This window comes from Sphingomonas flavalba, assembly GCF_004796535.1.
Taxonomy (GTDB): domain Bacteria; phylum Pseudomonadota; class Alphaproteobacteria; order Sphingomonadales; family Sphingomonadaceae; genus Sphingomonas_L; species Sphingomonas_L flavalba.
In genome coordinates this window covers 37,590-55,370 of the sequence record NZ_SPHY01000007.1, presented here as the reverse complement: position 1 = coordinate 55,370, position 17,781 = coordinate 37,590, and the positions used below count along the sequence as shown (strand labels likewise).

The 17,781-nt window shown below is 67.5% G+C and carries 16 protein-coding genes; 12 read left to right on the top strand and 4 right to left on the bottom strand.

All coding sequences use genetic code 11. The features are described from left to right. The first annotated feature begins 73 nt into the window (after positions 1-73). Genes E4A53_RS08425 through E4A53_RS08395 form a run of 7 tightly spaced genes read left to right on the top strand, consistent with a single transcriptional unit; the run spans position 74 to position 8,282 of the window. Entirely contained in the window at positions 74-856 is a 783-nt protein-coding gene (locus tag E4A53_RS08425) for a FadR/GntR family transcriptional regulator (protein ID WP_275401800.1), read from the top strand. Beyond that, the gene (uxaC, locus tag E4A53_RS08420; RefSeq protein WP_136162656.1) at positions 857-2,260 is read left to right on the top strand and encodes a glucuronate isomerase; all 1,404 of its coding nucleotides are present in this window, start codon (positions 857-859) and stop codon (positions 2,258-2,260) included. It abuts the gene before it with no gap. After that, positions 2,257-3,705: a mannitol dehydrogenase family protein gene (locus tag E4A53_RS08415; protein ID WP_239018202.1), complete on the top strand. Its 1,449-nt coding sequence runs from the start codon at positions 2,257-2,259 to the stop codon at positions 3,703-3,705. Before uxaC ends, E4A53_RS08415 begins: the two co-directional genes overlap by 4 nt. Positions 3,706-3,743: 38 nt before the next feature. Then, on the top strand, positions 3,744-5,129 hold the full coding sequence (locus tag E4A53_RS08410; protein WP_239018201.1) for an MFS transporter: 1,386 nt from the start codon (positions 3,744-3,746) through the stop codon (positions 5,127-5,129). Positions 5,130-5,158: 29 nt separating this feature from the next. After that, complete coding sequence (locus E4A53_RS08405) at positions 5,159-6,367, top strand: Gfo/Idh/MocA family protein (protein ID WP_136162655.1); 1,209 nt, start codon at positions 5,159-5,161, stop codon at positions 6,365-6,367. A 36-nt stretch (positions 6,368-6,403) separates the two neighbouring features. Continuing rightward, on the top strand, positions 6,404-7,321 hold the full coding sequence (locus E4A53_RS08400; protein ID WP_136162654.1) for a sugar phosphate isomerase/epimerase family protein: 918 nt from the start codon (positions 6,404-6,406) through the stop codon (positions 7,319-7,321). A 40-nt stretch (positions 7,322-7,361) separates the two neighbouring features. After that, complete coding sequence (locus tag E4A53_RS08395; RefSeq protein WP_136162653.1) at positions 7,362-8,282, top strand: sugar phosphate isomerase/epimerase family protein; 921 nt, start codon at positions 7,362-7,364, stop codon at positions 8,280-8,282. Between the two features lie 7 nt (positions 8,283-8,289). Here the strand turns inward: E4A53_RS08395 and E4A53_RS08390 are convergent, their stop codons facing one another. Then, complete coding sequence (locus tag E4A53_RS08390; RefSeq protein ID WP_239018200.1) at positions 8,290-8,910, bottom strand: gluconate 2-dehydrogenase subunit 3 family protein; 621 nt, start codon at positions 8,908-8,910, stop codon at positions 8,290-8,292. Beyond that, on the bottom strand, positions 8,910-10,583 hold the full coding sequence (locus E4A53_RS08385) for a GMC oxidoreductase (RefSeq protein ID WP_206366284.1): 1,674 nt from the start codon (positions 10,581-10,583) through the stop codon (positions 8,910-8,912). Before E4A53_RS08385 ends, E4A53_RS08390 begins: the two co-directional genes overlap by 1 nt. Positions 10,584-10,817: 234 nt before the next feature. Here E4A53_RS08385 and E4A53_RS08380 point away from each other — a divergent pair, with 234 nt between their 5' ends. Next, the gene (locus tag E4A53_RS08380; RefSeq protein ID WP_206366278.1) at positions 10,818-12,131 is read left to right on the top strand and encodes a spinster family MFS transporter; all 1,314 of its coding nucleotides are present in this window, start codon (positions 10,818-10,820) and stop codon (positions 12,129-12,131) included. Position 12,132: 1 nt separating this feature from the next. On the opposite strand, the gene E4A53_RS08375 is transcribed toward E4A53_RS08380, so the two are convergent. Further along, entirely contained in the window at positions 12,133-13,407 is a 1,275-nt protein-coding gene (locus tag E4A53_RS08375) for an MFS transporter (protein WP_136162651.1), read from the bottom strand. Between the two features lie 112 nt (positions 13,408-13,519). Then, complete coding sequence (locus E4A53_RS08370) at positions 13,520-14,191, bottom strand: HAD family hydrolase (protein WP_136162650.1); 672 nt, start codon at positions 14,189-14,191, stop codon at positions 13,520-13,522. A 114-nt stretch (positions 14,192-14,305) separates the two neighbouring features. Here E4A53_RS08370 and E4A53_RS08365 point away from each other — a divergent pair, with 114 nt between their 5' ends. The 4 genes from E4A53_RS08365 to E4A53_RS08350 are packed head-to-tail and all read left to right on the top strand — an operon-like array spanning position 14,306 to position 17,775. After that, positions 14,306-15,415 (top strand): ABC transporter permease, encoded by a 1,110-nt coding sequence (locus E4A53_RS08365; RefSeq protein WP_136162649.1) that lies wholly within the window; start codon positions 14,306-14,308, stop codon positions 15,413-15,415. Next, positions 15,412-16,224 carry an ABC transporter ATP-binding protein gene (locus tag E4A53_RS08360; protein ID WP_136162648.1) on the top strand — a complete coding sequence of 271 codons (813 nt, stop codon included), beginning with the start codon at positions 15,412-15,414 and terminating at the stop codon, positions 16,222-16,224. Before E4A53_RS08365 ends, E4A53_RS08360 begins: the two co-directional genes overlap by 4 nt. Positions 16,225-16,231: 7 nt before the next feature. Next, positions 16,232-17,182, top strand: coding sequence for an MlaD family protein (locus tag E4A53_RS08355; RefSeq protein WP_136162647.1), 951 nt, complete (start codon positions 16,232-16,234; stop codon positions 17,180-17,182). After that, entirely contained in the window at positions 17,179-17,775 is a 597-nt protein-coding gene (locus E4A53_RS08350) for an ABC-type transport auxiliary lipoprotein family protein (protein WP_136162646.1), read from the top strand. The genes E4A53_RS08355 and E4A53_RS08350 overlap by 4 nt, the downstream gene beginning before the upstream one ends. Positions 17,776-17,781 lie beyond the last annotated feature (6 nt).

Here is a 17,781-nt window from a genome sequence, read left to right as displayed (position 1 = left end):
GACCTGACAATATTGGTCTGTCAAGTTTATGCATCGTGTTAGACCAATAATCCTAACACCCGAAGGAGGCCCCGTGCACCAGGTTCTGAGCGAGAAAAGCGACGTTGAGTCCCCGGCGGATTCGCAGCGCCTCTATCGGGAGATCGCGCACAAGCTGATGGACCGCATCAACGACGGCACATACCCGGTCGGCGGGCGGATGCCGGCGGAGCGGGAGATATCGGCCGAATTCAACGTCAGCCGCCCGACGGTGCGCGAAGCGATCATTGCGCTGGAGGTGCAGGGCGTCGTCGAGGTGCGGGTCGGCTCCGGCGCCTATGTCCGCCGCCAGACCGGCAAGCGCGAGGCCCCCGGCTTCGGCGTCACCGCCTTCGAGCTGACCGAGGCCCGCCTGCTGTTCGAGGGGGAGGCGGCCGCCCTCGCCGCCACCAACATCACCGACGAGGAACTGGCCGAGCTGCCGCTGCTCGTCGCGCGGATGGACGCGGCCGGCGACCCCGCCGCGGCGGAGGAGGCGGACCGCGATTTCCACACGCTGATCGCCCGCGCCACCCGCAACGCCGCGATCGCCAAGACGATCGAGACCTTCTGGGAAATGCGGCAGACCGCGCCGGAATGCGCGCTGCTCCACGAAAAGGCGCGCAGCGCCCAGGTCAAGCCGGTGATGCAGGAGCATATGGGCATCGTCGAGGCGCTGCAGGCGCGCGACCCGGCCCGCGCCCGCACCGCGATGCGCGAGCATCTCGGCGCGGTGATCGAGCATCTGCTGTTCGCCACCGAGGAAGAAGCGATCGAGCGCGCCCGGCGGGAAGCGCGCAGCACCCGCGACCGGTTCGTGCGCGTCGTCTCGATCTAGATGGCCACGCCCCTCGTCCTCCACCCGGACCGCCTGTTTCCGGTCGACCCCGGCGTGCGCGCGATCGCGCGCCGGCTGTACGAAGCCGTCGCCACCCTGCCGATCGTCAGCCCGCACGGCCACACCGATCCAGCGTGGTTCGCAGACGACGCGCCGTTCGCCGACCCGACCGCGCTGCTGATCACGCCCGACCACTATGTCTTCCGCATGCTCTACAGCCAGGGCGTTCGGCTGGAGGATCTGGGCATCGGCGGCGCGCCGGTCGATTCGCGCGCCGCCTGGCACATCTTCGCCCGGCATTACCCGCTGTTCCGCGGCACCCCGTCGCGGCTGTGGCTGGACTGGGTGTTCAGCGAGGTGTTCGGCCTCGCCGTCCGGCTGGAGCCCGACACCGCCGACCTCTATTACGACCGGATCGCCGAGCGGCTGGCGGAGCCCGCCTTCCACCCCCGCGCGCTGTTCGACCGGTTCAACATCGCCGCGCTGGCAACGACCGAATCGCCGCTCGACCCGCTCGCGCATCATGCGAAGATCCGCGCCTCCGGCTGGCCCGGCCGGGTCATCACCACCTTCCGCCCCGATCCGGTGGTCGACCCGGATTACGAAGGCTTCACCGCCAACCTCGCCCGCCTGTCGGAGATGACCGGAGAGGACTGTCTGTCCTACCCCGGCTACCTCGCCGCGCTGCGCCAGCGCCGGGCCGCCTTCATCGCCGCCGGCGCCACCGCCAGCGATCACGGCCACCCGACCGCCGCCACCGCCGTGCTGACGCCGCAGGAGGCGGAGGCGCTGTTCGCGGAGGTGACTGGCGCCACCCCGCCCGCCCCGGAGCGCGCCGAGCTGTTCCGTGCCCATATGCTGACGGTGATGGCCGACATGAGCCGCGACGACCGGCTGGTCATGCAGATCCACCCCGGCTCGTTCCGCAACCACAACAGCGCGCTGTTCGCCCGCTTCGGCCGCGACAAGGGCGCCGACATCCCGACCCGCACCGATTTCGTCGGCGCGCTCCGCCCGCTGCTCGACCGGCACGGCAATGATCCGGCCCAGACGATCATCCTGTTCACCCTGGACGAGACGACCTACGCGCGCGAGCTGGCGCCGCTCGCCGGCCATTACCCGGCGCTGCGCCTCGGCCCGGCCTGGTGGTTCCACGACAGCCCGGACGGCATGCGTCGCTTCCGCCGCCAGATGACGGAGACCGCCGGCTTCTACAATCTCGTCGGCTTCAACGACGACACCCGTGCCTTCCTGTCGATCCCGGCGCGGCACGACGTCGCCCGGCGGATCGATTGCGGCTTCCTGGCCGAACTGGTCGCGGAACATCAGATCGACGAGGGCGAGGCGGCGGAGCTGGCCCTCGCCCTGACCAGCACGCTGGTCACATCGGCCTACCGGCTGTGAACCGCCCGCGCCTGTCGCCGGGCAGCGTTCCCGCCGGCGTCGCCCCGCTCGGCTATGCCCGCGATCGCGCGACAAGCGGCATCGTCCACCTCGGCATCGGCGCGTTCCACCGCGCCCACCAGGCGGTCTACACCGATGACGCGCTCGCCGCCGGCGATGCCGGCTGGGGGATCACCGCCGTGTCGCTGCGCTCGCCATCGACCCGCGACGCGCTGATGCCGCAGGACTGCCTCTACATGGTGGAAGAACGCAGCGCCGCCGGCCCGGCGCGGCGGCTGATCGGCGCGATCAACACCGTGCTGGTCGCCCCGGAGGCGCCGGAACGGGTGATCGCCGCGCTCGCCGACCCCGCCGTCCACATCGTCACCCTGACCGTCACCGAAAAGGGCTATTACCGCGAGCCGGCCGGCGACGGCCTGCTGTTCGACGATCCGGCGATCGTCCACGACCTGTCCGGCGCGGCGCCGCGCACCATCTTCGGCTATCTCGCCGCCGCGCTCGACAGGCGGCAGGCGGAGGGCGCCGGGCCGCTGACCCTGCTGTCCTGCGACAATCTGTCGGGCAACGGTGACCTGCTCGACCGGCTGCTCGGCGCCTTCCTCGCCCGGCGTGGCCGCCCCGTCGAGCGGCGCTGGACCTGCCCGAACACGATGGTCGACCGCATCGTCCCGCGCACCACCGCCGCCGACCGCGACGGCGCGCCGGTCGACGATCACGGCCTGGTCGTCACCGAACCGTTTCGCCAGTGGGTGATCGAGGACCGCTTCGCCGGTCCCCGCCCGCGCTGGGAGGTTGGCGGCGCCCAGATCGTTGCAGACGTCCACCCGTTCGAGCTGGCGAAGCTGCGCCTGCTGAACGGCAGCCATTCGACGCTCGCCTATGTCGGCCTGCTCCTCGGCCACACCTATGTGCACCAGGCGGTCGCCGACCCCGCCCTCGCCGCGCTGCTCCGCCGCCAGATCGAGGATGAGGCGATGCCGACGCTGGCGCCGGCCGCCGGGCTTGACTACGGCGCCTATGCCGACGCGCTGCTCCGCCGCTTCGACAACCCGGCCCTGCCCCACCGGCTGGATCAGATCGCCAGCGACGGCTCGCAGAAGATCCCGCAACGCTGGCTGGCGGCGATGGTCGAGCGCGACGCGCGCGGCCTTGCCAGCCCCGCCTATCTTCTCGCCCTCGCCGCATGGATCGTCCACGTCGGCGGCGCCGCCGGCCGTCCGGTCGACGATCCGCTCGCCGGCCGCCTGGCCGCCATCTGGCGCGTCATGTCGGGCGATCCCCGCGCCGTCGCCGCCGCCATGGTCAGCGAATCCGGTGTGTTCCCCGACGCTTTCCGCAACAGCGCGACGCTGCCGGCAGCGCTCGCCGCCACGCTGACCCGGCTGATGGACGGTGATCCGCGCGGGCTGATCGCGGCAATAACTGCCCCGGCTCCTATTGACTGACCAATTTGCAGTGATTAGGGTTTTTTGGTCATACATGTGTGGCAAACCGCACAGGCCGGAGAGAGACGATCACCCAGCATCCTGATCTGCCCTGGTGGAGAACGGTCACCCGTTACCAGTGGTTCGTCTTCGCCGTCGTCTCCGGCGCGTGGCTGTTCGACACGATGGATCAGCGGCTGTTTTCGCTGGCGCGGATCCCCGCCCTCGCCGACCTGATGGGCCTGCCGGCGAGCAGCCTTGAGGTGCAGGCGTTCGCCAAGACATCGACCGCGCTGTTCCTGGTCGGCTGGGGCATCGGCGGGCTGACCTTCGGCGCGCTCGGCGACCGCTTCGGCCGGGTCCGATTGCTGACCATCTCGATCCTGCTCTACTCGATCTGCACCGGCCTGACCGCGCTGTGCCGCACGCACGAGGAATTCGCGATCCTGCGCTTCGTCACCGGCCTCGGCATCGGCGGCATCTTCGGCCTCGCGGTCGCGATCCTCGCCGAAACCATGTCGGGCGCGGCGCGGCTGGCGATGCTCGCCGGGCTGCAGGTCCTGTCGACCTTCGGCAATGTCGGCGCCGCCTTCGTCAAGATGGGCGTCGACACGCTCGGCGCGCATGGCTGGATCGACTCCGCTCACGGCTGGCGCTGGCTGTTCGCGATCGGCGCCCTCCCCGCCCTGCTCGCGATCCTGTCGGCGCTGCGTCTGCGCGAATCCGACGCCTGGCTGAAACTGAAGGCGGAAGGGCAACTACCCAAGGGAATTTTCGGCTCCTACGGCGAATTGCTGCGCCAGCAGGATGAACGGCACAACCTGCTGATCGGCACGCTGCTCGCAGTCGCCGGCGTCGTCGGCTTGTGGGCGATCGGCGAATATGCCGTCGACCTGCAGCATGCGGTGTTCACCGGCTGGTTCTCCGCCCGCCTGCCGGCCGATCAGGTCGCCGCGGCGGTCGCCAGCGCCAAGAACTGGTCGTTCATGCTGCAAATGGCGGGCGGCGCGATCGGCATGTGGATCTTCTCGTGGATCGCCGCGCGCTTCGGCCGGCGGCCCGCCTTCGTCGCCGGGTTCAGCGCGGCGCTCATCGTCACCCTGTTCGTCTACTGGCGGCTGGAAAGCCCGGCGGACGCCTATTGGATGATGCCGCTGATGGGCGCCGCGCAGTTCAGCGTGTTCGCCGGCTTCTCGATCTACCTGCCGGAACTGTTCGGCGCGCGGACACGGGGCACCGGCGTCTCCTTCGCCTATAATCTCGGCCGCTTCGCCGCCGCCATCGGCAGCTTCGGTTCGGCTTATCTCACCACTCACCTCTATGGCGGCCTGCCGGCGCCGGACCCGCTGCGCTTCTCGGCGATGACGATGTGCGCGGTGTTCCTGATCGGCATCGTGACGGCGCTGTTCGCGCCCGAAACGCGCGGCCGCGCCCTGCGGGACTAACGGCGCTTCGCGCCCGGGAAAGGAATGACATGACGACCAGGCCGGTGCGTATCGGTATCATCGGGGCCGGATTTTCGGCACACTTCCACCTTGCCAGCTACCGGAAGGTCTATGGCGAGGCGTTCGAGGTGGCGGCGATCGCCGGGCGCGATCCGACGAAGGCGGCGGCGCTCGCCGCCCAGTTCGGCATCCCCCGCCAGTACGCGAGCGCCGACGAGCTGCTCGCCGACCCGACGATCGACATCGTCGACCTGTGCGTGCCCAACAACCTGCACGTGCCGCTGGTCCTGCAGGCGGCGGAGCGCGGCAAGCATGTGATCTGCGAAAAGCCGCTGGGCGGCTTCTTCGGCCCCGACGGCGCCGGGGCGGACTGGACGGCGGACGGCTATTCGCGCGCGGCGATGCTCGACGCGGTGATGGAGCAGACCCGCGCGGTCGAGGAAGCCGTCGCCCGCGCCGGCATCACCTTCTGCTACGCTGAAAACTGGGTCTACGCCCCGCCGATCGTCAAGCTCAACCGGCTGATGGCGGCCAGCGGCTCGACGCTGCTGCGCATCCAGGGCGAGGAATCGCACTCCGGCTCGCACGCCGCCTATTCGCGGCGCTGGCGGACGGCGGGCGGCGGCTCGCTGCTCCGGCTCTGCGCCCATCCGATCGGCGCCGCCCTCCACCTGAAGCACGAGGAAGGCCGCCGCCGCGACGGCAAGCCGATCCGCCCGGTCTCGGTCAGCGCCCAGGTGGCGAAGCTGACCGCGATCCCGTCCTTCGAGGCGGAGGCGCGCAAGCACATCGTCACCGGCTGGGAAGATGTCGAGGACTGGGCGACGATTACCCTCGCCTTCGAGGACGGCTCGGTCGCCCAGCTCACCTCCACCGACACCCGGATGGGCGGCATCCGCAATTACATCGCCGCCCACGGCTCGAAGGCGGTGGTGACAGCGAACATCAATCCCAACACCACCTGCCAGGCCTACACCCCCGACGGCGCCTATTTCGACAGCGAATATCTGGTCGAAAAGACCGAGACCAAGGAAGGCTGGTCCTTCCCCGCGCCGGACGAGGACATGGTAACCGGATACCCGGACGAGCTGCGCGACTTCATCGGCGCCGTCGCCAACAACCGCCCCCCGCGCAGCGACCTGCTGCTCGCGATGGACGTGATGCTGGTCATCTACGCCGGTTATCTCAGCGCCGCCGAACGCCGCGTCGTCGACGTCCTTCCCTATCTGCAACGCTGATGTTCACCTGATAACCCGGTACGAAAGGCCATTCCCATGAACCGCCGCGACCTGCTCAAATATTCCGCCCTCGCCCCCCTCGCCGCCACCGGCCTCAGCCCGCTGCTCGCCGCCGACAAGAAGCCCCGCCGCTGGGGTCTCCAGGGCGGTACGATCATCAAGGCGCTGGAAGCGGATTTCGAAGGCACGCTGCGCGAAGTCGCGGCCATGGGCTACAAGGAAATCGGCACCACCGGCAGCTTCGGCCGCGATCCGGCCTATGTCCGCTCCGTCCTCGACCGCTACGGCCTGACCTCGCCGAACAACCACGTCGCGCCCAACCCCACCTACAAGGCTTTCGCCAACTGGGTGACCCGCGCGGCGCCCGACAACGACGTGATGACCTTCTACGCCGATACCTTCTCGCTGAAAAATGCCCGCGCCGCGTTCGAGGATGGGATCGAGACCTCGAAGATCCTCGGCCAGACCTATGTGATGTGGGCGATCCTGCTCGACGGCCAGATCGCCGATCGCCCGACGATCGACGCCTACATCAAGCTGTTCAACGAGATCGGCGACATGTGCGCGAAGGAGGGCAAGGTCTTCGCCTTCCACAACCATGCCCGCGAATTCGCCAAGGTCGGCAACGACGTGATCCTCGACCTGTTCCTGCAGAACACCGATCCGGACAAGGTCAAGTTCGAGCTGGACTTCTACTGGACGACCAAGGCCGGCGCCGACCCGATCGCCTATCTGGAACGCTATGCCGGCCGCACCAAGCTCTGCCACCTGAAGGACATCACCGCCGACGGCGACTTCGCGCCGGTCGGCCAGGGCACGCTCGACGTGCCGGCGCTGATCAAGACCTGCGACGATGCCGGCATCGAGCATATCCTGGTCGAGATCGACCGCGCCGACGACCCGATGGCGGCGATCCGCACCTCGATCGACTATCTCCACCGCACCATCGGCTGACGCGTCCTTACCGTCCCACCTTGCCTGAAAGGCCGTCTCAATGAACCGCCGCGACCTGCTCAAATATTCCGCCCTCGCCCCCCTCGCCGCCACCGGCCTCAGCCCGCTGCTCGCCGCCGACAAGAAGCCCCGCCGCTGGGGTCTCCAGGGCGGGACGATCATCAAGGCACTGGAGACGGACTTCGAAGGCACGCTGCGCGAAGTCGCGGCGATGGGCTACAAGGAAATCGGCACCACCGGCAGCTTCGGCCGCGATCCGGCCTATGTCCGCTCCGTCCTCGACCGCTACGGCCTGACCTCACCGAACAACCACGTCTCGCCCACCAACCCCACCTACAAGTCTTTTGCCGGCTGGGTGAAGCGAGAGGTCGACACCGCGGTCAACCGGCAGGTCTATGCCGACACCTTCTCGCTGAAGAACGCCCGCGCGGCGTTCGAGGACGGGATCGAGACCTCGAAGATTCTCGGCCAAACCTATGTGATGTGGGCGATCCTGCTCGACGGTCAGCTGGCCGACCGGCCGACCATCGACGCCTACATCAAGCTGTTCAACGAGCTGGGCGACATGTGTGCGAAGGAGGGCAAGGTCTTCGCCTTCCACAACCATGACCGCGAATTTGCCAAGGTTGGCAACGACGTCATCCTCGACCTGTTCCTGCAGAACACCGATCCCGATAAGGTCAAGTTCGAGCTCGACTTCTACTGGACGACCAAGGCCGGCGCCGACCCGATCGCCTATCTGGAACGCTATGCCGGCCGCACCAAGCTCTGCCATCTGAAGGACATCACCGCCGACGGCGACTTCGCGCCGGTCGGCCAGGGCACACTCGACGTGCCGGCGCTGATCAAGACCTGCGACGATGCCGGCATCGAGCACATTCTGGTCGAGATCGACCGCGCCGACGACCCGATGGCGGCGATCCGTACCTCGATCGACTATCTCCACCGTACCATCGGCTGACGCCGGCTCAGGGGAAGCGCAGCGACACGCTGCCGCCACCCAGCGCCGGCGCATGATCGCCCGGCGCGATCGGGTGGCAGGCGTCGTACGTGCCAGGCACCAGATCCAGCGACAGCTCCTCGGACGCGCCGGCTTCCGACGTGTAATAGCCGAAGATGGTCAGCGCCTTCATCTGCGCGACGAACGGCCCATCGGCCGGCACCGACCCTTTCGGTGCGGGCGGGGCTTCCTTTTCGGCGATCATCGTCAGCACGCGCAGCTTTTCCGGCGCCGGCAGTTCCACATAGTCCTTGCCGGCGATCCGTCGCACATCGGCATCGAACCGCTTCATGCCCGCAAGGAAGCGGGTCCGCTCATCGGGATGCAGCCACGTATCGACCATCTTCTCGATGAACGCGACAACGCCGGCCGCGTCGGCCCCGGGGGTATCGGTTGCCGGGATGATGGTTTCCGCCACCGCGCCAAGCAGCACCTTCTGCGCCGCGCCGATCCCCTCGTCGCCACCACGCGGTGTACACCCGCTGACAAGCACCGACGCAATGCCGCCCAGGCCAAGCGCGGTGAAGGCCGCCACCATGTCGCGGCGAGTCAGCGTGATCCTTTCGCCTGCTGCCATCGAATCTGTCATCACAACGCCCCCTGCTTCATCCGGGTCAGCGCATAATCGGCCGCGCGCGCGGTCAGCGCCATGTAGGTCAGCGACGGGTTCTGGCAGGGCGAGGACGACATGCATGCACCGTCGGTGACGAACAGGTTCGGCACGTCGTGTGCCTGGTTGAACCGGTTGAGCACCGATCCCGCCGGGTCATGCCCCATCGGCGCGCCGCCCATCTCGTGATTGGTCTCGCCGCCCGGTTTGATCTCGTTGACCTTATCGATGTGAACCGCGCCGGCGGCGCGCAGCATCGCTTCGCCCTGTGTCAGAATATCGTCGACCATGCGGCGTTCGTTATCCGACCAGGCAAAGCGCACCCGAAGCTGCGGCAGGCCCCACTTGTCCTTTTCCTTCGGGTCGAGCGACACCTGATTGCGGGGATTGGGCAACGGCTCCGCCATGCCGGCCAGCATCAGCCGCCACGGCCCCGGCTTGCGAAGCGCCTGCTTCAACTCAGCACCAAACAGCGGCATGTCGACACCGCGCGTCCACAGCGCTCGTGAGGCACCGCCCTGGAAGCCGTAGCCGCGCAGGAAATCGGCGTCCTTCGCACCAACGTTGCGGAAACGCGGGATATAGATGCCCGCCGGCCGGTTGCCGACTGGCTGGAACCCGTCATAACCGTCGAAGGTTCCGGTCACCACCGGTCCCTTCATCGTGTCCATGATGCCGTGGCCCAGCACGCCGCTGCTGTTCGCCAGCCCGCGCGGAAACGCCTCGCTCACCGAATTGAGCAGGATGTGCAGCGTGCCCAGCGTCGAGGCGTTGACGAAGATCAACCGGGCGGTGAACGTGCGCTGCTCGCCGGTCTTGCTGTCGATCGTCCGCACGCCGGTAGCGCGCTTGCTTTTCGGGTCATAGTCGATGCCGGCGACGATCGTGTCGTTGAGCAGGGTTAGCCGACCGGTCGCCTCGGCCGCCGGCAACGTCGAGCTCTGGGTGCTGAAGAACGAGCCTGTCGAGCAGCCGTGGTGGCACGGCCCGCAGAAATGGCACTTGGCGCGGCCGCCATGGTCCTCACTCAACACCGCGGTGCGCGCATGGATCAAGCGGCGGCCCGGGAAGTTGGTCTTGATCGCCTTGCTGGCATGCTCCTCGATGCAGTTCATCGCGAAGGGCGGCAGGAACTGGCCGTCCGGCAGGCTGTCGATCCCGTCCCTGTTGCCGCTGACGCCGATGAACCGTTCGACATAGTCATACCATCTGGCGACGTCTGCATAGCGGATCGGCCAGTCGACGCCGTGGCCGTCCAGCCGGTTCTCGCTAAAGTTCAACTCGCTCAGCCGCATCGCCACCCGGCCCCAGATCAGCGAGCGGCCGCCGGTCTGCTGGCCGCGCAGCCAGGAAAAGGCCGATCCCTGCTCGACCTGATAGGGATGGTCCCGGTCATTGGCGTAAAATTGCGCGCTCGCCTCGTCGAACGAGCGACTGCGGCTCTGGATCGGGTAGTCGCGCGCGATCCGTCGCCGGTCGCCCAGGCCGCGAAACGGCATCTCCCACGGCGGCACATGTTCGTAAGTGTAGTCCTCGCCATGGCGGACATTGCGGCCGCGCTCGATCATCAGCACTTTCGCGCCGCCCTCGGTCAGCTCCTTGGCCGCCCAGCCGCCGGAAATGCCCGATCCGACGACGATCGCGTCGAACATGGTTGCGTCGCTCAAGCATCCCTCCCAACCGCACGAAGGGCGCCGCACCATTGCGCCGGCGCCAAACGGAACCTTGTGTTTCGGACGCCGGCTTGTCAATATTGGTCTACCACTAATGTCATGCAGATTTCAGAATCTGGCCTGACTCTTGATATCTCGCACCTTGCGTTTCACGCGCGATCGGCAAACATCGGTAATGACAGGCGTCAATCGCTGTCATTGGGGAGGATAAATATGACCACAGCCACCGGCAGCCCGGTCTCGGAACGTCACGCCTGGTATGTCGTCTGGCTATGCATGGTCGCGTATATCTTCTCGTTCATCGACCGGCAGATCCTGGCGCTGCTGATCGGGCCGATCCAGGCAGACCTTGGCATCACCGACACCCAGTTCGGCCTGCTCCACGGCCTTGCCTTCTCGATCTTCTACGCGACGATGGGTATCCCGATCGCCACCTTGTCCGACCGGACGTCGCGACCGCTGATCATCGCCGCCGGCGTCGCCTTCTGGAGCCTGGCGACAGCGGCCTGCGGCGTGGCGCGCGGCTTTACCCAGATGTTCATCGCCCGCATCTGCGTCGGCGCGGGGGAAGCGGCACTTTCGCCGGCGACCTATTCGCTGATCAGCGACCTGATGCCGCGCGAGAAGCTGGGCCGCGCCGTCGCGCTCTACTCCCTCGGCTCCTTCCTTGGCGCCGGCATCGCCTTCCTCGTCGGCGGATCGGTGATCGCGATGGTCAGCGGCGACGGACCGCGGATGATCGCCGGCATGGAATTCAAGCCGTGGCAGCTGGTTTTCCTGATCGTCGGCCTGCCCGGCCTGCTGCTCGCGCTGGTGATCGGGCTGACCGTACACGAGCCGGCCGGCGGCCGGCGGACGGTGGAGCCATCCCCGCCCTTCTCCGCCGTCCTTCGCTTCCTGTCGGCGGAACGCGGCATCTTCCTGCCGCACTTTGCCGGCTTCACGCTGGCGGCGATGGCGCTGTTCACGCTGCTCGGCTGGTCCCCGGCCTATCTGATGCGCAATTTCGGGCTGACCCCGGCCAGCTGCGGCCTGTATCTCGGCGTCATCGCGATCATCGGCGGCGGCGGCGGCGTACTGACCAGCGGTTGGCTGAACGACCGGTTGAACCGCATGGGGCACAGCGACGCGCCGTTTCGCGCCGGCATGGCCGGTATCGGCGGTGTCATCCTGCCTGCCGCGCTGCTGCCGTTCGCGCCGTCGCTGCCGGTTGCGCTCGGCCTGCTGCTCGTCGCGCAGTTCTTCGCCTCCTTCCCGATGCCGCCGTCGGCCGCGGTGATGCAGATCGTGCCGCCGCCGCTGATGCGCTCGCGCGTCTCGGCACTGTTCCTGTGCGTCAACTCGCTGCTCGGCCTCGCGGTCGGCTCGGCGCTGGTCGGCCTGCTCAACGACCGGGTATTCGGCTCGCAGGCGGCAATCGGCTCCTCGATCGCGCTGGTGACGGCAGGGGCCGGCATCTTCGGCGTGCTGCTGCTCAGCCTCGGCATGGCGCCGATGCGCCGGTTCATGGCGCGCGAAGCCGCCTGATTCAGGCGGCGGGCGCCGCCGGCCGGGCGAAACACAGTGCGACGAAGGTAACGAAGCACACCGCCGCCAGATAGAGCGCGACCGGCACTGCCGACTGATAATAGGCGAACAGCGCGGTCGCGATCATCGGTGCGACGCCGACGATCAGCGACGATATCTCGTGCGCCATCGCCAGGCCGGAATAGCGCACCTCGGTGCTGAACATCTCGCTGAACAGCGCTGGCTGCACACCGACCATCGCCGCGTGACATATGCCGTTGCCGATGACCAGCGCCGCGATCATCAGCGTCGGGTCACCGGACCCGATCATCAGAAAGAACGGATAGCCGAACAGCGCCATCGACACGGCGCCGAACATGTAGACCGGCCGGCGCCCCAGCCGGTCGGACAGCGCGCCGAACACCGGCATCATCATGCTGTCGGCCAGCATCGCCACGGCGACGCCCAGCAGCATCACGTCGGTCGGCGCCCCCATCGCCTTGGCGTAGAACAGCGAGAAAGTGATCAGCAGGTGCGAGCCGCAATTCTCCGCCAGCCGGGCACCGATGCCCACCAGCATCTCGCGCGGGTGGCGGCGCAGCAGCGTCACGAACGGCATCGCGGCGGTCTGCTCCGCGCTTGCGACCTTGCCGAACTCGGCGCTCTCGTTGACCCGGTAGCGGATGAACACGCCGACCGAGAAGATGACGATGCTGATCAGGAACGGCACGCGCCAGCCCCACGCAATGAAATCCTCCTGCGGCAACTGCTGCGCCCCGAAAAAGGCAAGGGAGGACAGCACGAATCCCATGCCGACGCCCACCTGGCTCCACGCGCCGAAAAAGCCGCGGCGATGCGCAGGGGCGTTCTCGGTGATCATCAGCACGCCGCCGCCCCACTCCCCGCCGGCCGCAATCCCCTGCAGGATGCGCAGGAACAGCAGCGCCGCCGGGGCAAGCAGGCCGATTTGCTCGTAGGTCGGAAGCATGCCGATCAGGAAGGTCGCGACCCCCATGATCGACAGCGTCCAGATCAGCGACGCCTTGCGCCCGTGCCGGTCGCCGACATGGCCGAAGATGAACCCGCCCAGCGGACGGGCCGCGAAACCCACGGCGAAACTGCCGAACGCCGCCAACGTGCTGGCCAGCGAATCGCCGACGGGAAAGAAAAGCTGGCCAAAAATCAGTGCCGCGGCAGTGCCGTACAGAAAAAAATCATACCATTCCAACGTATTGCCGACCACGGAGGCCAGGACGGCCCGGCGCAACTGAACTTTCGGATCGATCGCGCCCGCCATTCAAATTCCCTTCCGCGGCATCATCAATATGTTTTAGGTTTCAACTTATCGTCCGTTATGATGGACAACATGGTCTTACATCTTTGGCAAGACCAATATCGCGTTCAATGATTCAGCGCCAGTCTATCCGCTGCCAGCCCTGCGCCGCGGCCAGCCGGCGCAGCCGATCATGCGCGTTGACGGCGAACGCCTCGTCCGCCCACGCCAACGCCGGCTCGTCGGAGGCGTGGTCGGAATAGAATCGAATGGTCGCCTCATCGCGGGCGATGCCTTGCCCCGCCATCCATGCCTGGATCATCCGCAGCTTGGCCGGGCCGTAGCAGTTCTCGCCGTCGATCATCGCGCTGACCCGGGAATCGAGGCCGATCATGCTGTCGGTGGCGATCACCGCGTCGAACCCCAGCCGACGGGCGATCGCCTCGACGTAATGGCGGTTGGACGCGGTGGCGAGGACCAGCCGATAGCCATCGGCCCGGTCGGCGGCGAGCTGGTCCAGCGCCTGCGGATAGATGTTGGTGGCGAGCGTCCGTTCGGCAAAGCCGTCGGCGAGCGGGGCCAGCTTCGCCGGGGCGATATGCGGTCCGAGCAACCAGCGCTGGCTCAGTTCCTTCAGCCGGCCGCGGTCGATCCGCTTCAACGCATAGGCGGCCAGCGCCACGCCGACGATGGGCAGGAACACCGCCCGCCACGGCGCCAACCGTGCCACCGCGTGACACAGGAACGGATTGAACGTCGCCCGCCGCGTCAGCGTCTTGTCCATGTCGTAAATGGCGAGGCGGATCATCGACGGCTCTCGGTGGTTTATGGGCGGGGCGCGTCAGCAGCCCGGCAGGGGTCAAGCCGTTTCTAACCTTTTGTTCGCTTGCCGATCCAGCGAATATGCCGCAGGAGCAACCTTATGGCTGCCACCGCCGACTTCACGGAGGACCAGCAGGACGGGGAGCGCACGCTGCGTTTCACCGGCGCGCTGACCGTGTCGCAGCTCGGCGACCTGCCCGAACGGGTGCGCCAGGTACCCGGCCCTCTGGCGCGGCTGGATCTGTCGCAGGTCGAACGGATGGACACGATCGGCGCGTGGATCGTCCATCGGCTCGCCGCCGATCACGCCGCGACCATCATCGGCGCCAACGATCAGGCGAGCAAGCTGATCGAGCAGGTCGACCGCGCCGACCAACCGGTCCGCATGCGCCCGGACCGGACGCCGACGCTGTTCAAGGTGCTGAACGAAATCGGCGCCGCCACCGCCACCGCCGGGCGGACGATGCTCGGCTTGCTCGGCTTCTTTGGCGCGCTGGTCCTGTCCATCGGCCATGTCATGGCGCACCCGTCCCGCTTCCGCATCAACGCGGTGATCCAGCGTTTCGAGGTGGTCGGCGTCTCCGCTCTCGGCATCATCGGGTTGATGAGCTTCCTGATCGGCATCGTCATCGCCCAGCAGGGCGCCGTCCAGCTTCGCCAGTTCGGCGCGGAGATCTACACGATCAACCTGATCGGGCGGCTGACGCTGCGCGAACTGGGCGTGCTGATGACCGCGATCATGATCGCCGGCCGTTCCGGCTCCGCCTTCGCCGCCCAGCTCGGCACGATGAAGCTGACCGAGGAAATCGACGCGATGCGGACGATCGGCGTATCGCCGATGGAGGCGCTGGTGCTGCCGCGCACCCTCGCCTCGGTGGTGATGATGCCGCTGCTCGGCTTCTATGCGTCGATCGTCGCGATTATCGGCGGCGGCATATTATGCTGGGCGTCGCTCGATATTCCCCCCGTCACCTTCATCCAGCGCATCCGCGAGGTGACGCCGATCACCGACCTCTATGTCGGGCTGATCAAGGCGCCGGTGTTCGGCTTCATCATCGCGCTCTCGGGCTGCTACCAGGGCATGCAGGTCAAGGCGGACGCGGAGGAAGTCGGCCTCAGGACCACCGCCGCCGTCGTCCAGGCGATCTTCCTCGTCATCGTCCTCGACGCCTTCTTCGCCGTGTTCTTCACCTGGGTCGGCTGGACATGAGCCCGGTCCTCCCCGACGACGCGGACGTCGTCATCCGGGTGCGCGACCTGAAGACTGCGTTCGGCGAACAGGTCGTTCACGAAGGGCTGGACCTGGACGTCCGGCGCGGCGAGATACTGGGCGTCGTCGGCGGCTCCGGCACCGGCAAATCGGTGCTTATGCGCGCGATCATCGGGCTGCAGACCCCGGTCGAGGGGTCGGTGGAAGTGTTCGGCGAATCGATGGTCGGCCGTGACGTCACCGATGCGCTCGACATCCGCAAGCGCTGGGGCATCCTGTTCCAGGGCGGCGCGCTGTTCTCTACCCTGACGGTCGCCGAGAACATCCAGGTGCCGCTACGCGAATACTACCCGGACATCCGCCCGCCGCTGCTCGACGAGATCGCCGCCTACAAGGTGGTGATGGCCGGCCTGCCCGCCGATGCCGGCCCCAAATACCCGGCGGAACTGTCCGGCGGCATGACCAAGCGCGCGGCACTGGCGCGGGCGCTGGCGCTTGATCCGGATCTGGTGTTCCTCGACGAGCCGACTGCCGGGCTGGACCCGATCAGCGCGGCCAATTTCGACACGCTGACCCGAGAATTGCAGCGGACGATGGGGCTGACGGTCTTTCTCATCACCCACGACCTCGATACGCTCTACGCGCTGTGCGACCGGGTGGCGGTGCTCGCAGACCGCAAGGTGATCGCGGTCGGAACGATCGACGAGCTGCTCGCATTGGATCATCCGTGGATACAGGAATATTTCAACGGCCCGCGCGGGCGGACGGCGATGAAGTCGGCCCGGCCGGCGGCGACGGACAGGACATGAGGCGCTGATGGAAACCCGTTCGAACCATGTTCTCGTCGGTGTCGTTGTACTGGCTTTGCTTGCGGCGTTGCTGGTGTTCACCGTCTGGCTCGCCCGCGTCTCCGGCGGGTCGGAAAAGGAATATGACGTGTTCTTCAAGCAGGCGGTCGACGGCATCGCCAAGGGCTCGTCGGTCACCTTCTCCGGCGTGCCGTCCGGCCAGGTCAAGGAAATCGCGCTGTGGCGCAACGACCCGCAATTCGTCCGCGTCCGCATATCGGTGAAGGAGGAGACCCCGATCCTCCAGGGAACGACCGCGACGATCGAAGGCGTCGGCTTCACCGGCGTGTCGCAGATCCAGCTCGACGGCGCGATCAAGGGCGCGCCGCCGATCACCGATCTCGGCCCCGGCGGCGTGCCGGTCATCCCGACCAAGCCGGGCGCACTCGGCGAATTGCTGAACAGCGCGCCGAAGCTACTGGAGCGGCTGACGACGCTGACTGAGCGGCTGACCGAGCTGCTCGGCGACAAGAACCAGGCGTCGATCGCCGGTATCCTCGCCAATGTCGAGCGCCTGTCCGATGCGCTGGCCGATCGCGGACCGGAAATCGCCGCCACCCTCGCTCAGACCCGCATCGCCATCCAGCAGGCCGGCGACGCGGCGGAAGAGATCGGCAAGCTGGCCGGCACCTCCAACGCGCTGATCGCCAACGACGCGAAGCCGCTGCTCGCCGAGCTGCGCCGCACGGTGAAGGCCGCCGGGCAGAGCATGGAGACGCTCGACGCGACGATCAAGCAGGCGCAGCCCGGCGTCCGCGCCTTCTCCAACCAGACGATCCCGGAGGCCGGGCTGCTGATCCGCGACCTGCGCGAAATGGCGGAATCGCTGAACGCGGTCGCCGAACGGGTCAATCACGGTGGCGCCGGCTCGCTGGTCGGCAGCCGCAAGCTCCCCGATTACAAGGGACCGAAGAAATGAAGCCCATCCTCCCCGCCCTGCTGCTCCTCAGCCTCCCGCTCGCCGGCTGCATCAGCTTGGGCAGCGAGCCGCCAAAGGAGTTGCTGACCCTGACCGCCAGCGCCAGCCCGGAGCCCGGCCGCACCCTGACCGCGAAGTCGGGCGAGACGATCACCATCCTCACCCCGTCCCTGCCGCAGGCGCTGGCGACCGGCCGCATCCCGGTCCAGTCCGGCGCCACCGCCATCGCCTTCGTCAAGGACGCGCAATGGGTGGAGGCGCCAAACCGCCTGTTCCAGCGCCTGCTGTCCGAGACGATCGAGGCGCGCAGCGGCCGCAGCGTGCTCAGTCCGCGCCAGTTCGCGCTCGACCCCGGCCTCCGCGTTTCGGGTGAGCTCAGCCGTTTCGACATCGACGAGGACAGCCAGACGGCGATTGTCCGCTACGAGGCAAGCATCGCCCGCGAGGACAGCGTCGAAACCCGCCGCTTCGAAGCGCGCGTGCCAGTCGCCGCGATCGAGGCCCGCGCGGTCAGCGCCGCGCTCAACCGGGCCGCGAACCAGGTCGCCGCCGAAGCCTCCGACTGGATCACCGGCGCCACCCTTGCCCAATAGCCCTCC

Bases quoted from the DNA above. Each gene is read 5' to 3' on its own strand.
- uxaC (WP_136162656.1), top strand. From the start codon at position 857: ATGGCCACGCCCCTCGTCCTCCACCCGGACCGCCTGTTTCCGGTCGAC.
- E4A53_RS08400 (WP_136162654.1), top strand. From the start codon at position 6,404: ATGAACCGCCGCGACCTGCTCAAATATTCCGCCCTCGCCCCCCTCGCC.
- E4A53_RS08360 (WP_136162648.1), top strand. From the start codon at position 15,412: ATGAGCCCGGTCCTCCCCGACGACGCGGACGTCGTCATCCGGGTGCGC.
- E4A53_RS08350 (WP_136162646.1), top strand. From the start codon at position 17,179: ATGAAGCCCATCCTCCCCGCCCTGCTGCTCCTCAGCCTCCCGCTCGCC.
- E4A53_RS08385 (WP_206366284.1), bottom strand. From the start codon at position 10,583: ATGTTCGACGCGATCGTCGTCGGATCGGGCATTTCCGGCGGCTGGGCG.
- E4A53_RS08365 (WP_136162649.1), top strand. From the start codon at position 14,306: ATGGCTGCCACCGCCGACTTCACGGAGGACCAGCAGGACGGGGAGCGC.
- E4A53_RS08405 (WP_136162655.1), top strand. From the start codon at position 5,159: ATGACGACCAGGCCGGTGCGTATCGGTATCATCGGGGCCGGATTTTCG.
- E4A53_RS08390 (WP_239018200.1), bottom strand. From the start codon at position 8,910: ATGACAGATTCGATGGCAGCAGGCGAAAGGATCACGCTGACTCGCCGC.
- E4A53_RS08380 (WP_206366278.1), top strand. From the start codon at position 10,818: ATGACCACAGCCACCGGCAGCCCGGTCTCGGAACGTCACGCCTGGTAT.
- E4A53_RS08375 (WP_136162651.1), bottom strand. From the start codon at position 13,407: ATGGCGGGCGCGATCGATCCGAAAGTTCAGTTGCGCCGGGCCGTCCTG.
- E4A53_RS08395 (WP_136162653.1), top strand. From the start codon at position 7,362: ATGAACCGCCGCGACCTGCTCAAATATTCCGCCCTCGCCCCCCTCGCC.
- E4A53_RS08355 (WP_136162647.1), top strand. From the start codon at position 16,232: ATGGAAACCCGTTCGAACCATGTTCTCGTCGGTGTCGTTGTACTGGCT.
- E4A53_RS08370 (WP_136162650.1), bottom strand. From the start codon at position 14,191: ATGATCCGCCTCGCCATTTACGACATGGACAAGACGCTGACGCGGCGG.